This is a genomic window from Chitinophaga sp. (assembly GCF_039596155.1).
Lineage (GTDB): Bacteria > Bacteroidota > Bacteroidia > Chitinophagales > Chitinophagaceae > Chitinophaga.
In genome coordinates this window covers 1-14573 of record NZ_JBCNKF010000028.1, presented here as the reverse complement: position 1 = coordinate 14573, position 14573 = coordinate 1, and the positions used below count along the sequence as shown (strand labels likewise).

Sequence of the window (14573 nt, the reverse complement as noted above, 5' to 3'; positions counted from 1 at the left end):
AAATATGAGTTTAGGATCAAAGAACTGATTTAAATATAAGGATTTTTTGTGAAACTTCCAAATTAGATAAGCACTACAAATAGTTAGGGATGAGGTAGTTAAGCAAAACGACTGCGGTGGCAACTTCAGGGAATTCTTTTTACAATCAGTAGCAGGCAGCAAACCCATTTTCCATAAAAAAACCGCTTTCGTTTTCACAAAAGCGGCTCCTTTTTTTATCTTAAAAATCAGTTGATAATTACTTTAGGCACATCTTCATTCAACTTACTTTTCCGGTATGAATATCCGAAGTAAATCATCAGTCCAATGATCAGCCAGATGGTAAACACTACCCAGTTTCTAAAACCAATCTCAGTCATCAGGTAAAAACAACTGAGCAATCCTAAAACCGGTATTAAAGACAGCTTCTTTATAAATGACAGCACCACAAATATCACCGAAGCCACTGCAAAGAAGAAGAACGGAATATTATGCTTCCATACATCCCATCCACCGTCAAATGAAAAACGTGCCGGTAGCTCCTTCCTGAAGATAAAAATGAACACAAGGATGATCGCAGGTACTATATACTGCCCATTGATGTATGGCAACCGGAATCGCTTGCTGCCATCTTTCTCCTGCGGTGGCAGTAACAATACACCACCACAAACCAGGATAAATGCGAACAGCGTACCTATACTGGTCAGATCTGTTACCACCGTCAGGTTCAGGAACAATGCAGGTACACCTACAATTATACCGGTGATAATCGTTGCAAATGAAGGTGTTTTAAAGGTTGGATGGATCTTGCTGAACTTCTTAGGCAGCAATCCATCACGGCTCATACTCATCCAGATACGGGGCTGACCGATCTGGAATACAAGCAGTACGCTCGTAGTCGCCACTACGGCACTAACGGAGATCAGGAAACTCACTTTATGCAGGTTTACGGCATTGAATACAAACGCCAGCGGATCTTCTACTTTCAGTTGAGAATAAGATACCATGCCTGTCAACACAAATGCGATCAGGATATATAATACCGTACAAATGATCAATGAATAGATCATACCCTTGGGCAGATCACGTTGCGGATTGGAACACTCCTCTGCGGTCGTACTAATCGCATCGAAGCCGATATAGGCAAAGAATACGGCAGACACGCCCTTCAGTACACCGGAGAAGCCATTCGGCATAAACGGTGACCAGTTGTCAGGATGTACATAAAATGACCCTACTATGATGACGAAGAGAATTACCGCGATCTTGAGTCCAACCATGAAGTTGGCGCTCTTTTTACTTTCACGGATACCGACATAGGCGAGATAAGTGACTAATACAACTATAATAAAAGCAGGCAGGTTCAGAATTACGGGCAATCCGGCAATACGGGGCGCGGCAGCATAGATCGCTGGCGTGGCACTGTCGTAGTTGCTCGTCAGCCACAGCGGCAATGACAGGTTCATACCTACCGCTTTCCCTACTCCGGTGAGCAGGTTATTGAAGTACCCGCTCCACGATATGGCGACTGCAATGTTCCCAATGGCATATTCCAGGATCAATGCCCAACCAATCACCCATGCTGCCAGTTCTCCAAATGTGACGTACGAATAGGTGTACGCACTTCCCGACACGGGTACCCGGCTGGCAAATTCAGCATAGCAAAGGGCTGAAAAGCCACAGGTTACAGCGGTGATGATAAACAGTAACGACACCCCCGGACCGCCATGGTACGAGGCCTCTCCGATCGTAGAAAAGATCCCTGCGCCAATCACGGCAGCGATCCCCATAGCCGTCAGGTCCTTTACTTTCAGTACTTTGTGTAAGCCGCCACCATGTGCGTCATCTGATAAACCATCTTGTGCATCTCTCAGAATAGTAGTAATAGATTTCTTACGAAACAGCGATTTAGACATCTGGTGGTGATATTTTGTTGTTGACCTTTTCTTAGGTTTAGCGAATGGTACGAAGATATTGAAATTAAATTAATGCGCTCTTGTCAGCAGTAAATCAGTTAGTTGCCGGCTGAAAAAGCGGCCCCTTACCATAAAAAAAAGACAGTCTACCGGTTCTCCCCGACAGACTATCTTTCATTCATTATTCCTTTATAAAAGAAAGTACGTTCATTAATGCTCCCGCTTCAATAAAAAATCAGCCAGTTCAATCAATGGCTGCTTTCTGGCAGACAGCACTGCAATCTTTTCCAGGTGTGCCAGCGCCAGGTCGTGAAAGCTTTCCTTTTCTTTCTCCGCCCACTTATCAATCCGGCAATCATGGAACAACTCCAGCACCTGTGCCACCTTATCTTCGGGATTAGTTGCCAGCAGCTCCTTCAATTTTGTCTTTTGCACACCGTTACACAACTCCAGTGCCTTGAGCAACAGGAATGTCTTCTTGTTCACTAAGATATCTCCCCCCTGCTGTTTTCCAAACTTTTCCGGGTCTCCGAATGCATCCAGAAAGTCGTCCTGGATCTGAAACGCAATTCCCACGTTCTTACCGAATTGATACAGGTGATCCTGGTTATATTCACTTCCGCCGCCGATGATAGCCCCCATCTTCAGACTGGCAGCCAGTAATACAGATGTTTTGAGTGCGATCATATTTACATAATCGTTGTACTGCACGTGTTCCGGCTCCATCTCCTCAAAATCCATATCCATCTGCTGGCCTTCGCATACCTCAATAGCCGCTTTATTGAATGCAGCCAGCAGCTTTTGCTTGTACTGTGGCTGTACTTTATTCAGGTATTCATATACATTGATCAGCATCACATCTCCCGCCAGAATGGCCGCTGTATCCCCATATAAGGTATGTACGGTGGGCTGGTTTCTGCGAAGTGGCGCTTTGTCCATCAAATCATCGTGTACGAGCGTGAAATTGTGAAACAGCTCCACCGCGGTACCTACCTGGTAAGCATCCGGATGAATCGTATCAAACAATTCGTTGCCCATCAGGGCCAGTATCGGCCGGATCCTCTTCCCTCCTATTTTGAGTATGTGGCTGGCCGCATTGTACAATTTCTTTGGTTTTTCCGGAAAATGTTCCTTCGCAAAATGTTCTCCAAACTGGATCGTTAATTCCTGAAATGAATGCATGGTATCTTGTCAATAATTATGAATCGGGTCGAAATTATGCCTTTTTACGGGAAGCACCACCGCCCTTCTTGTCTGATGTCGATTTCTTCTTACCAGCGGTAGATTTTGCTTTTCCTCTGGCAGCACCACTCCTTTTCTCTGCCGGTTGCTTCCTGCCACGGGGTGCACGTCCCTGTGCATCATCGGCACGGTCGCTGAACCAACCACCCTCTTCATCATCTGCTCTCCTTGCTGCTACACGGCCCTGCGGTGGAAAATCTGCATCTTCATCTTCTATCAGTTCGTAGTCCAGCTGGCGTTTTACCAGGTTAGCAGCAGCCACCTGAACTTTCACCTTATCTCCAATCCTGATCTTCCTGCCTGTATACATCCCGATCAGTGAATATTCGTTTTCATCATACCTGAACTCATCCCGGGTGGTCATACTCTGCAGACTTACCAACCCTTCACACTTGGTTTCTACGGTCTCTACCCAGAATCCGAAATGTGCAACACCACTCACAACGCCATCAAACGTCTCGCCGAGGAACTGCTGCATGTATTCTACCTGCTTGTATTTATTACCAGCTCTCTCTGCTTCCATGGCCTTGCGTTCCATTTCTGAAGAGTGTTTACATTTTGCATCCATGCGCTTATCCGGATGGATATCATTCGCCAGGCACTGTGCCACCACGCGATGTACCAATACATCGGGGTAACGGCGTATAGGAGACGTGAAGTGACAATAGTGGTCAAAGCCCAGTCCATAGTGGCCGATATCTTCTGTCTGATAAACGGCTTTCGCCATCGTACGGATACCCAGTGTTTCAAGCACATGTTGTTCCGGCTTGCCTTTTGCCATCTGTAACATGGCATTGAAACTATTCGCCAGTGCATCGGGATTTGACAGGTCCAGCTTATGCCCGAATTTGCTGGCAAAACCAGAGAATACTTTCAGCTTCTCTTCGTCCGGTGTATCGTGGGTACGATATGGGAACGGCACCTGCTGGTTATTGCCGATGCGGATGTTGTATACATATTCTGCTACCTTTTTATTGGCCAGCAGCATGAATTCTTCGATCAGCTGGTGCGCTTCCTTGCTTTCTTTGATCATGATGCCAATTGGCTTTGCCTGCTCATCCAGCTGGAAACGGACTTCCTGGGAGGAGAAGTTGATCGCTCCATGCTGAATACGGGCTTTGCGCATGGTCTGCGCCATGCTGTTCAGCAGCAGCACTTCCTCTTTATAAGGCCCTTCGCCAGATTCAATGATCTCCTGTACTTCTTCGTACGTAAAGCGGTGATCAGAGTGAATCAGGGTTCTGCCAATCCACTGCTCTTTGATCTCTCCTTTCTCATTCATTTTGAATACAGCGGAGAAGGTGAGTTTATCTTCATGCGGGCGCAGTGAACAGAGTTCGTTCGAGATCTTCTCCGGCAGCATTGGCAGTACACGATCCGGCAGGTATACGGAAGTAGCCCGTTTGTCTGCTTCCTTATCCAGTTCGGTATCCGGCAGTACATAGTGACTGACGTCGGCGATATGTACCCCTATTTCATACCAGCCACCGCGGGTCTTTTTGATAGAGAGTGCATCGTCAAAGTCTTTTGCATCGACAGGGTCAATGGTAAAGGTGAGGGTTTTACGGAAGTCCTTACGCTTCTTTACTTCTGCACTGCTGATCTCTTCCCTGATCTCCTGCAGTTCCTGCATCACTTCGGCCGGGAAACTGAGTGGGAAGCCCGCTTCAATGAGGATCTCCTTCATTGCCAGGTCGTTGGTATCGCTGGCATCCAGTAGTTCTACAATCTCGCCAACGGGCTTGCGGGTCTTTTCGCCCCACTGTACGACCTTCACTACGGCTTTATCGCCGGTCTTCAGGTCTTTCATTGCGTTAGCAGGAATATATATATCCGGCATAAAAGTGCCCTTGTCAGGTACAAGGAATGCGAATCCCTTGTTTACCTGCAGGGTGCCGGTAAACTCTGTCTTCTTACGTTTAGTAATCCCCGTTATCACTCCTTCCATCCGGCCCAGGTTCTTACCCTGTTTAATCACATCAACGGTTACTTCATCTCCGTCTAAAGCGGTATTCAGGTTTTTCTGTCTGACGAGTACATCTTTATCCTGCCCTTCGACAATCACGAAGGCCATGCCGGAACGGGTGATTTCTACTGTTCCATTGTAGGTTTTCTTTTGTCCGCCGGCGCCTTTTTCTCTGTTGCCGGATCTTTGCTCTTTATTGCCAGATCCTTTTTCTCTGTTGCCAGCGGTTTTTTCTCTGTTGCCAGCACTTTTATCTCTGTTGCCGGCAGCTTTTGCTTTTTGAGGTTTCTTCTTTTTAGTCATTCTCGTAACATTTAATCATGGTTACTTCCAAACCGTTCCACGTAATCAAAAATATAATTATTAAATGAATCTCCTTCCCCGAACAGGAAAGATATTTCCACCGGCATAACGGCGATGGTTATGTTTCGCTCCCGGAGTTGCGGGGCCAGGAGCTGTAGCCTAACGGCATCTTTTTCGGTGGTGATCACCATTTTATGATCCCCTGGCAGGTTGCCAAGTTCACGTTGTATCTTGTCCAGGTCGTGTCCGGCATAGTAATAGTGATCGGGAAAAGACAGCAGGAAGACCTCCCGGTGGCTGCTTTTCAATTGTTGCAGTAATGGTTCCGGACGGGCGATACCAGCTACCAGGAGCAGGGTTGTAGCTGTTGGTATGGTGACAGGTTCGCTGCTGAACATGTCGTACAGTTGCCCATACTGCAGGGTTGTAAAATATACCTGTTGCCCGGGCAAAGGATTGATTTCCTGCCTGATGGCGATCTTTTCTGTTTCAGAAAGCCCGGGCGGACATTTGGATACGATGATACAGTTGGCCCTTTCGTATCCCTTACGTCCTTCCCTGAGGCGGCCAAACGGCACCACATGATCTTTCGTAAAGCGGCGGCTGTAGTCGGTGATCATGATGTTCATACCGGGTTTTACAGAGCGGTGCTGAAATGCATCATCCAGCAGAATCACCTGTGTATCGGGCTTTTCCATGAGTAGTTGGGGAATGGCCAGCATTCTTTCTTCACCGACGCATACACTGATGTCAGGGTATTTCTGGTGAAACTGCATGGGTTCATCTCCCAGTTGCGAAGCGGTACTGTCTTCATCTGCCAGCAGGTATCCTTTGGTACGGCGGTTGTACCCGCGGCTCAGGGTAGCGATATGAAAACGGTCTTTGAGCAGCCGGATGAGGTATTCAACATGCGGTGTTTTGCCGGTACCACCTACGGACAGGTTGCCGACAGCGATCACAGGCAGGTCGAATTCCACGGCGGTCAATACTTTATTGTCGTAGAACCGGTTCCGCGTCCACATGATAAGGCCGTACAGTAATGAGAAAGGATATAATAAGATCTTGAGATAATTAAGCATGCATCAGCTTTTTGTGAAATGATAGATGGTATCGGGTGTCACCACGATGTTGAGTGGAACATCCCAGGGTCCGATGTCGGAAATACCTGTAACCGGGTCGAAAAGTGACAGCCCGATGGTGGTCACATCCGGGCGGCATTGTTCCAGGAAGCGGTCGTACATCCCTTTGCCGTAGCCAACACGGTGACCGGCGATGTCAAAGGCCAGCAGTGGTACGAATACCACATCCAGGTCCTGAGGGTCGATGACGATGCCACCGGCAGGCTCGGGAATGCCGTATGTATTCTTTTCCAATACGGTATTTTGGTCCCAAAGGTAATGCAACATACTGCCATCAGCCATATTGGAGCGGGAAATCACCCATTGGAGATCCGGATAGCGGGCCCGGGTCTGGTCTGCAAGGGCATGTGTATCCACTTCCTTTTTTTCCCTGATAGGTAGAAAAATGTGTGCCAGCCTGTAAGAGCTGAAGTCCAGCAGCCGGCATTGAGCAAGCAGCTGCGCGTTGAGCGTGGTGATCTGGTCTGTGGGAGTATTGAGTCTTTTTTCAAGAAACTCCCGGCGTATATCCTTTTTTGTTAACAAATGGTCCGCTGAGTTATTTTAACTGTAAAGATAGCTTTTCTGCCTGTTCCTTTACAAAAGCCTTGTCGATATGGCTGGTTTGGGGGATTCGGCCTAGTTTGGGAAATCCGGACCATGCCACCACTTCATCTTCATTTGAATGGGTATCGCCGCTGAAGATCCACCCCAGTACAGGGATACCTGACTGTTGGAGTACTTTGGCGGTGAGCAGGGAATGGTTGATGGAGCCGAGATAATTGCCGGCTACAACGATTACACTGGCTTTGAGTTGCTGGATCAGGTCTATGGTAAAGATGGTTTCGGTAATTGGTACCATCAGGCCCCCGGCGCCTTCGATGATGAATGGCCGGCTGGCAGGCTGGTAGGTATCAGCTAGTTCTGTTATTCTTTTCACATTGATGTTAACGCCTTCGAGCCGCGCTGCCAGGTGGGGGGAAGCCGGTTCCCGGAGGCAGTAGGCCTCTTTGTGGCATTTTGTAACCGGGTTGGATACTAGGGTTTGAATGGTATGGGTATCCGTACCTTCGGTCAGTCCGGTTTGAACAGGTTTCCAGTAATCTGCCTGGAGAGATTCTGTAATAACGGCGGAGGTGATGGTTTTGCCTACGCCTGTGCCGATGCCGGTGATGAAGATGCGGTTTGTCATAATTGTGCAAAGATATTGTATATTAATTATATAGTAATTTTCTCATAGGGTGAATAATGGGAGGAAAGCGTTTGGCAAAAGATTAAAATCACCCAATTATCTTATTTTCGCCCCGATCAATATCATTATGTTATGAAGTTTTGCAACAGCATCCTTGAAACGATAGGAAACACCCCATTGGTAAAACTCCACCGCGTTACCGCAGGTTTACCCTGCCCCGTTTTTGCCAAAGTAGAATTCTTTAACCCTGGTAACTCTATCAAAGACCGTATGGCCGTGAAAATGGTCGAAGTAGCCGAAAAACAAGGCCTGCTGAAACCGGGCGGTACGATTATAGAAGGCACTTCCGGCAATACCGGTATGGGCCTGGCCCTGGCCGCCGTGATCAAAGGTTACAAATGTATCTTTACCACTACCGATAAACAATCCAAGGAGAAGGTGGACATCCTGAAAGCCGTAGGTGCCGAAGTGATCGTATGCCCTACGAACGTAGAGCCGGAAGATCCCCGCTCCTACTACTCTGTGTCTAAACGCCTGGCGAATGAAGTACCCAATAGTTTCTATGTAAACCAGTATGACAACCTCGCTAACCGTGATGCCCATTATGAACAAACCGGTCCTGAGATCTGGGAACAGACAGATGGCAAGGTCACCCACCTTGTTGTAGCAACGGGTACCGGGGGTACGATTACGGGTACGGGCAAATACCTGAAAGAGAAGAATCCGGACATAAAAGTCTGGGCGATAGACAGCTATGGCTCACTATTGCAAAAGTACTTCGAAACCGGGGAGCTGGATATGTCGGAAGTTTATCCCTACATAACAGAAGGCATCGGGGAGGATTTCGTGCCACAGAACTATGACATGAGTGTGATTGATGCGTTTACAAAAGTAACGGACAAGGATGGTGCGGTCATGGCAAGACGTATCACGAAAGAAGAAGGCATCTTTGTAGGCTACTCTGCCGGCTCAGCTATCGCGGGTCTTTTACAACTGAAAGCATCACTGAAACCAACAGATGTGGTAGTGGTGATCTTCCATGATTCCGGTAGCCGGTATGTAGGAAAAGTATATAATGATCAGTGGATGATGGAGAGGGGTTTCCTTGATGTGAAGACGGTGAAAGATGTGGTGAATGGCCGTCGCAACCAGCCGCTGGTAACAATTGACCAGGAAGAGAAGGTAAGTGAAGCGATCACAAAAATGAAGAAATACGATATTGAACATATTCCTGTGTTGCATCAACAGGAGGTAGTGGGATCAATTTCTGAGAGTGGTCTGTTCAGCAAACTGATTGACGACGTGAACCTGAAAGATGCACAGGTAAAACAGGTGATGCAGGCGGCTTTCCCGGAAGTAAAAATGGATACGCCGATAGAAAAATTGTCGGTGTATATCAATAAAGAAAATGGTGCAGTGCTGACAAGAGATGAAAGTGGAAAGGCCCACATCATCACCAAATACGATGTAATTCAGGCACTTGGTAGCTAAATACAAAGACATTGACAGCGGCTGTAGTTTATATAGATCAAACTGGCAGGGAGGTGAAGTTGTCCTTTCCTCCCCGCCGGATTGTGTCTTTGGTACCTTCACAAACGGAGTTATTATTTGACCTGGGATTAGCAAATGAAGTCGTTGCTGTAACAAAGTTTTGTATACACCCTGCCAATAATAAGCCCCGGATTGGCGGCACAAAGCGATTGCACATAGATGAGATCAAGGCCCTGCAGCCGGACCTGATCATTGCCAATAAAGAAGAGAATGACAGGGAGCAGGTGGAGCGGCTGATGCAGGACTTCCCGGTGTGGGTAACGGATGTACATGACCTGGCGAGTGCATTGGAAATGATCATGCAGGTGAGTACTATTACAAACCGGGTCGAAAAGGGGGTACAATTGTGTGCGGAGATCAGGAATGCTTTTGGAGAGCTGGCGCTTTTGAACCAAAACAGGCGATCCAGACTCAAAGTGGCATACTTTATCTGGAAAGATCCCTGGATGGTTGCCGGCGGCGACACTTTTATTTCGGCGATGCTGGAGCAGTGTGGGTGGGAGAATGTATATAAAGACAGGAGCCGTTACCCTGAAATATCCCTGGAAGAATTAATGGCTACTGATTGTCAATTAGTTCTACTCTCTTCTGAACCTTTTCCTTTCAAAGCGACTCATTTCTCTTTTTTCAGGCACCTTCCCGTCCAGCTGGCAGACGGAGAAATGTTCAGCTGGTACGGCAGCAGAATCTTGCGCGCAGCGGCCTATTTTCGGGAGAATTTCTACCAAAATCAGGATTTTTTTTGACGAATATCATATAAATCACTAGAAAACATGATTCTAACACTATAAAACTTGTTATTTAGTACTTATATTTGCTGTCCTTAAATGTAAAACAATCCGAAAGCTATGGGAAAATACAGAGCTGGCGTATTATTCGGCGAAGAGCTGGAAGCGCTGTACAATGATGCCAAGAACAATGCATGGGCAATGCCTGCGGTAAACGTGGTAGGTACCAACACAGTGAATGCTGTACTGGAAACTGCTGCAAAAGTAAACTCACCCGTTATTATTCAGTTTTCTAACGGTGGTGCACAGTTCTTTGCAGGTAAAGGAATGCCGAATGATAAGTTGCAGGCAAACATTGCCGGTGGCATTTCCGGTGCAAAACACGTACATGAAGTAGCTAAGTACTACGGTGTGCCAGTGGTATTGCACACAGACCATGCTGCTAAGAAATGGTTGCCATGGATCGACGGTCTGCTGGACGCGGGTGAAGAATTTAAGAAACAAACTGGTCAGCCACTGTACAGTTCCCACATGCTGGATCTTTCTGAAGAGCCTATCCATGAGAACATCGAAATCTCTAAAAAATATTTCGAGCGTATGAACAAACTGGGTATGTCCATCGAAATCGAACTGGGTGTAACCGGTGGTGAAGAAGACGGTGTTGATAACTCCGGTGTTGACAACTCCAAGCTGTATACTCAGCCGGAAGATGTGAACTTTGCTTACGAGCAGCTGTCTCAGGTAGGTCCTCGTTTTACGGTAGCTGCGGCTTTCGGTAACGTGCATGGTGTTTACTCTCCGGGTAACGTAGCGCTGCGTCCTGAAATCCTGCAGAACTGCCAGGAGTTCATCCAGGCAAAGCATAAAACTGCTGCTAAACCAGTTTATTATGTGTTCCATGGTGGTTCAGGTTCTCCTAAACACCAGATCACTGAAGCACTGGGTTACGGTGTTATCAAAATGAACCTGGATACAGATATGCAGTGGGCATTCTGGGAAGGTGTTCATGACTTCTACGAAGGTAAAAAGGATTATCTGCAGGCTCAGCTGGGTAACCCGGAAGGTGCTGATAAGCCAAACAAGAAATATTACGATCCTCGTGTATGGCTGCGTAAAGGTGAAGAGACTTTTGTAAAACGCCTGGAAGAAGCGTTTAAAGATCTGAACTGCATTGGCAGAAATGCTTAATATTGAGGGAATTAACTTCAGGGAAGCCGGTAATTGTCATAATTACCGGCTTTTTCTTTTACGAAGGTTCCCCAGGCGAATTTCCTGCATGTATATTGGGCTTCTGCAAGATTCAGCCGGCGGTAAGACCTGACGTGATCATTTCATTTTATAAACACTCCTATATTTTGAATTTCATTGATAAATTTTACGGTCTGTTAGAGGAAACTCCTGTCAAACTTCAGATTTGCACAAAAAACACGAAAGCTGATGTGTTTTAGCGTCCCCCTGTTATTACCCGGGCTGAACGGGAAAATCATGGAAGCCAACCTGTTTTGTTATAATATTGCAGATGAGATACTTTTGAAGTTAATTTAATTTGTATCTTGCACAACTATTTTGTAACCTAATAGTACAATATGTCAAGCTGGTTTAAGCGAATTAAACAAGGCATTCAAACGTCTACAAGTGAGAAGAAAGAAGCGCCGGATGGTTTGTGGCACAAATGCCCTAGCTGCAAAAAAACAGTTACGGTAAAGGACCTGAAGGACCATTTTTATGTATGCGATAAGTGTAATTATCACAATCGCATTGATTCTGCTGAATATTTCGAAATCCTGTTCGATAACAATCAGTTCGAAGAGCTGTTTGGTAATATTTATCCAAAAGACTTCCTGGGCTTTAAAGATTTAAAGCCTTATGGAGCAAGACTGGTGGATGCGCAGAAGAAATCCGGCCTGAAAGACGCTATGCGTGTAGGTGTTGGTAAAGTATTTGGTAACGACCTCGTGATTTCCTGTATGGATTTTGCCTTCATTGGTGGTTCTATGGGTTCCGTGGTTGGTGAGAAAATCGCCCGCTCTGTTGATTATTGTATCGCACATAAGATGCCATTAATGATCATCTCCAAATCTGGTGGTGCGCGTATGATGGAAAGTGCTTTCTCCCTGATGCAGATGGCAAAGACTTCTGCCAAGCTGACCCAGCTGGCAGATGCGAAACTGCCTTTCATCTCCCTGGCTACAGATCCTACCACCGGTGGTGTAACGGCTTCTTTTGCAATGCTGGGTGACCTGAACATCGCAGAGCCTAAAGCCCTGATCGGTTTTGCTGGTCCACGTATCATTAAGGAGACTATCAAGAAAGACCTGCCGGAAGGTTTCCAGAGTGCTGAGTTCCTGCTGGAACATGGCTTCCTGGACCTGATCATAGACCGTAAAGAAATGAAGGCTAAGCTGGCACAGTTGCTCGAGTTATTTAAAAACTAATTATAGAAGTATTGCGGATTACGACTGGTGTGGCAACATACCGTCTGTAATCCGCAATTTGTAAATCCCAATTTAAGGTGGCAGAACTGAGAAACAGATCGGCATTTTATGAATATGCAATAGAGGATAAATTTATTGCCGGGATGGTATTGACAGGTACTGAGATTAAATCTATCCGCCAGAGCCGGGTAAGTTTTAATGATTCATTCTGCTATTTTTCTAAAGGAGAATTGTTTGTTAGAAGCCTGCATATCACCGAATATTCGCATGGCGCCTACGCGAATCATGACCCATTACGTGAACGTAAACTGCTGTTGACAAAACGCGAGTTACGTAAGATGGAGGGGAAGATTAAAGAGAAAGGGTTTACCATCGTTCCATTGCGTATCTTTTTAAGTGAGAAGGGGTTGGCGAAGATGGAGATAGGGCTTGGACGGGGTAAGAAATTGCATGATAAGCGTGAGTCAATTAAGCAGAGAGATACACAGCGAGAAATCAAACGGTATCTGAAGTAGTCTTTTTGTTTCAAAACAGCAAGCACTACGTTTAGTGAAGAGATGGTTAATCAATACAGTCTCTTCCTCAGGGCGGCTATACCTACACCATGAATAATAAACCTAACTGTCGCTGGTGGCTATTGGCCCCATTTGTATTTGTATTGTCCTGTAAGTCAGGAGAAAAATTGTATAATAAGGGTCGCTACGACGAAGCCGTCGTTGCCTTTGTAAAGAAACTCCGTAAAAGTCCTACGAACCAGACTGCACTCACTTTACTTCCACAGGCTTATGCGCAGGCTGTACAATTGCATGAAAAGAATGCAACGGCAGCGTTGAGCTCTACTGGTCATTTAAAATTTGAAGCAGCCCTGACGGAATACCAGGTACTGCAAAACCTCTATAACAATATTCAGGCATGCCCCGCATGTCAGACTGTGGTGTCTCCGAAAGATTACCGGAATGCCATCAATGCCTCTAAAGATACTGCTGCTGCTACCCGGTATGATCGTGGCATGGCGCTGCTGAGAAACGGGGATAAGTTCGGTGCGCGTAAGGCATACAGCAATTTCCAGGCGGCACTGTCCCTGGTACCTGATTACAGGAATGCCAGAGAAATGATGGACCAGGCTTACCAGATGGGTATGGCTGTTATGATGGTACGCGATGTCGCCCTGGTTTCTCAATATGATCAGCGGGCTTTGGAACCCAATGCGGCGGCATACAGGGATGTGGTGCTGAACAACCTGCGTTCGAAGAATAACAACAGTTTTGTGCAGATATTGCCGGAAAGTGAAGTCGTAAAAAATAAACTGCATGCAGATTATATCGTGGATATCAGGGTACAGGATTTCGTCGTGAGCAAACCGAATATTCAGAAGAATTTCCGGGAACTGGTAAAGACGGTGGAGATTGTAGAACCTGCAGACACGACGAAAAGACCGAGACAAGTGGAGAAGATCAGGAAGGAAACGTACAATGGGGTACTCTATTTTACTACTGTGAGTGTGGTGACCGGGGGAAACATCGTCTGTTACCTGATAGATGGTGCCAATGATGATGATATGGAGAAGATTGTGTTGCCGGCGGATGCAGGGTGGAGTAATTCTTTTACTTATTTCAAAGGGGATGAAAGGGTGTTATCACCGGAAGACAGGAAGTTGATCGGCGGGCAGGATCTGCCTTCTCCTTCAGTGGGTGAGCTGTTTCAGGCGGCGGTATCCAGGTCTTATGGCGAGATCACTAATATTGTTACGAAGCATTATGCCAGCTTTTAAGGAGTGCATTTTAACGTTATAGGGCATACATGCATATACCGGAATGAACAAGGGCTGACCAAAAGTATTGGTCAGCCCTTGTTCATTCTTGTTAGCGGATTGCGCTTTCGTGAATAGGATATTTAGTGCGGCGGTTTTATGCCGCGTGTTGAGTTTTTGGAGGGGTATGGGTGATTGTCGGCGGCAGCGGGTTTATCGCATCGATTGGTATTTAGTAAATGAAATGCTAGTTCCCGGATTCAAATCCCTGATCGATTAGCCATTGTCCGCTATCGGCAGCGGGTTTATTTCATCGATTGGTATTTAGTAAATGAAATGCTAGTTCCCGGATTCAAATCCCTGATCGATTAGCCATTGTCCGCTATCGGCAGC

Annotated in this window: 12 protein-coding genes; 6 read left to right on the top strand and 6 right to left on the bottom strand. The window is 46.5% G+C overall.

Annotation, left to right across the window (positions count from 1 at the left end; translation table 11 throughout):
* Positions 1 to 227: 227 nt before the first annotated feature.
* The 6 genes from ABDW33_RS23420 to bioD all read right to left on the bottom strand — a co-directional run bounded on the left by ABDW33_RS23420 (position 228) and on the right by bioD (position 7716).
* Complete coding sequence (locus ABDW33_RS23420; protein WP_343692530.1) at positions 228 to 1895, bottom strand: amino acid permease; 1668 nt, start codon at positions 1893 to 1895, stop codon at positions 228 to 230.
* A 210-nt stretch (positions 1896 to 2105) separates the two neighbouring features.
* Positions 2106 to 3077, bottom strand: a complete 972-nt coding sequence (locus ABDW33_RS23415; protein WP_343692529.1) for a polyprenyl synthetase family protein — start codon at positions 3075 to 3077, stop codon at positions 2106 to 2108.
* Positions 3078 to 3111: 34 nt separating this feature from the next.
* Complete coding sequence (gene rnr, locus ABDW33_RS23410; RefSeq protein WP_343692528.1) at positions 3112 to 5406, bottom strand: ribonuclease R; 2295 nt, start codon at positions 5404 to 5406, stop codon at positions 3112 to 3114.
* Between the two features lie 11 nt (positions 5407 to 5417).
* Entirely contained in the window at positions 5418 to 6485 is a 1068-nt protein-coding gene (gene lpxK / locus ABDW33_RS23405; RefSeq protein ID WP_343692527.1) for a tetraacyldisaccharide 4'-kinase, read from the bottom strand.
* 3 nt (positions 6486 to 6488) lie between these two features.
* On the bottom strand, positions 6489 to 7070 hold the full coding sequence (locus ABDW33_RS23400; protein ID WP_343692526.1) for a 5-formyltetrahydrofolate cyclo-ligase: 582 nt from the start codon (positions 7068 to 7070) through the stop codon (positions 6489 to 6491).
* Positions 7071 to 7083: 13 nt separating this feature from the next.
* Positions 7084 to 7716: a dethiobiotin synthase gene (gene bioD / locus ABDW33_RS23395; RefSeq protein ID WP_343692525.1), complete on the bottom strand. Its 633-nt coding sequence runs from the start codon at positions 7714 to 7716 to the stop codon at positions 7084 to 7086.
* Between the two features lie 132 nt (positions 7717 to 7848).
* Here bioD and ABDW33_RS23390 point away from each other — a divergent pair, with 132 nt between their 5' ends.
* The 6 genes from ABDW33_RS23390 (at position 7849) to ABDW33_RS23365 (ending at position 14201) form a co-directional block, all read left to right on the top strand.
* Complete coding sequence (locus ABDW33_RS23390; protein ID WP_343692524.1) at positions 7849 to 9207, top strand: pyridoxal-phosphate dependent enzyme; 1359 nt, start codon at positions 7849 to 7851, stop codon at positions 9205 to 9207.
* An 11-nt stretch (positions 9208 to 9218) separates the two neighbouring features.
* A complete protein-coding gene (locus ABDW33_RS23385; RefSeq protein ID WP_343692523.1) occupies positions 9219 to 10013 on the top strand; it encodes a helical backbone metal receptor in 795 nt (264 codons plus the stop codon).
* A 102-nt stretch (positions 10014 to 10115) separates the two neighbouring features.
* Positions 10116 to 11183, top strand: coding sequence for a class II fructose-bisphosphate aldolase (gene fbaA / locus ABDW33_RS23380; RefSeq protein WP_343692522.1), 1068 nt, complete (start codon positions 10116 to 10118; stop codon positions 11181 to 11183).
* A gap of 398 nt (positions 11184 to 11581) precedes the next feature.
* Complete coding sequence (gene accD, locus ABDW33_RS23375; protein WP_343692521.1) at positions 11582 to 12430, top strand: acetyl-CoA carboxylase, carboxyltransferase subunit beta; 849 nt, start codon at positions 11582 to 11584, stop codon at positions 12428 to 12430.
* Positions 12431 to 12507: 77 nt separating this feature from the next.
* A complete protein-coding gene (gene smpB, locus ABDW33_RS23370; RefSeq protein WP_146969840.1) occupies positions 12508 to 12945 on the top strand; it encodes an SsrA-binding protein SmpB in 438 nt (145 codons plus the stop codon).
* A gap of 89 nt (positions 12946 to 13034) precedes the next feature.
* The gene (locus ABDW33_RS23365; RefSeq protein WP_343692520.1) at positions 13035 to 14201 is read left to right on the top strand and encodes a hypothetical protein; all 1167 of its coding nucleotides are present in this window, start codon (positions 13035 to 13037) and stop codon (positions 14199 to 14201) included.
* Positions 14202 to 14573 lie beyond the last annotated feature (372 nt).

What these genes read in the sequence shown, in the direction of transcription:
- ABDW33_RS23420 (WP_343692530.1), bottom strand. Translation starts at nt 1,895, where the DNA reads ATGTCTAAATCGCTGTTTCGTAAGAAATCTATTACTACTATTCTGAGA.
- ABDW33_RS23415 (WP_343692529.1), bottom strand. Translation starts at nt 3,077, where the DNA reads ATGCATTCATTTCAGGAATTAACGATCCAGTTTGGAGAACATTTTGCG.
- rnr (WP_343692528.1), bottom strand. Translation starts at nt 5,406, where the DNA reads ATGACTAAAAAGAAGAAACCTCAAAAAGCAAAAGCTGCCGGCAACAGA.
- lpxK (WP_343692527.1), bottom strand. Translation starts at nt 6,485, where the DNA reads ATGCTTAATTATCTCAAGATCTTATTATATCCTTTCTCATTACTGTAC.
- bioD (WP_343692525.1), bottom strand. Translation starts at nt 7,716, where the DNA reads ATGACAAACCGCATCTTCATCACCGGCATCGGCACAGGCGTAGGCAAA.
- ABDW33_RS23390 (WP_343692524.1), top strand. Translation starts at nt 7,849, where the DNA reads ATGAAGTTTTGCAACAGCATCCTTGAAACGATAGGAAACACCCCATTG.
- fbaA (WP_343692522.1), top strand. Translation starts at nt 10,116, where the DNA reads ATGGGAAAATACAGAGCTGGCGTATTATTCGGCGAAGAGCTGGAAGCG.
- accD (WP_343692521.1), top strand. Translation starts at nt 11,582, where the DNA reads ATGTCAAGCTGGTTTAAGCGAATTAAACAAGGCATTCAAACGTCTACA.
- ABDW33_RS23365 (WP_343692520.1), top strand. Translation starts at nt 13,035, where the DNA reads ATGAATAATAAACCTAACTGTCGCTGGTGGCTATTGGCCCCATTTGTA.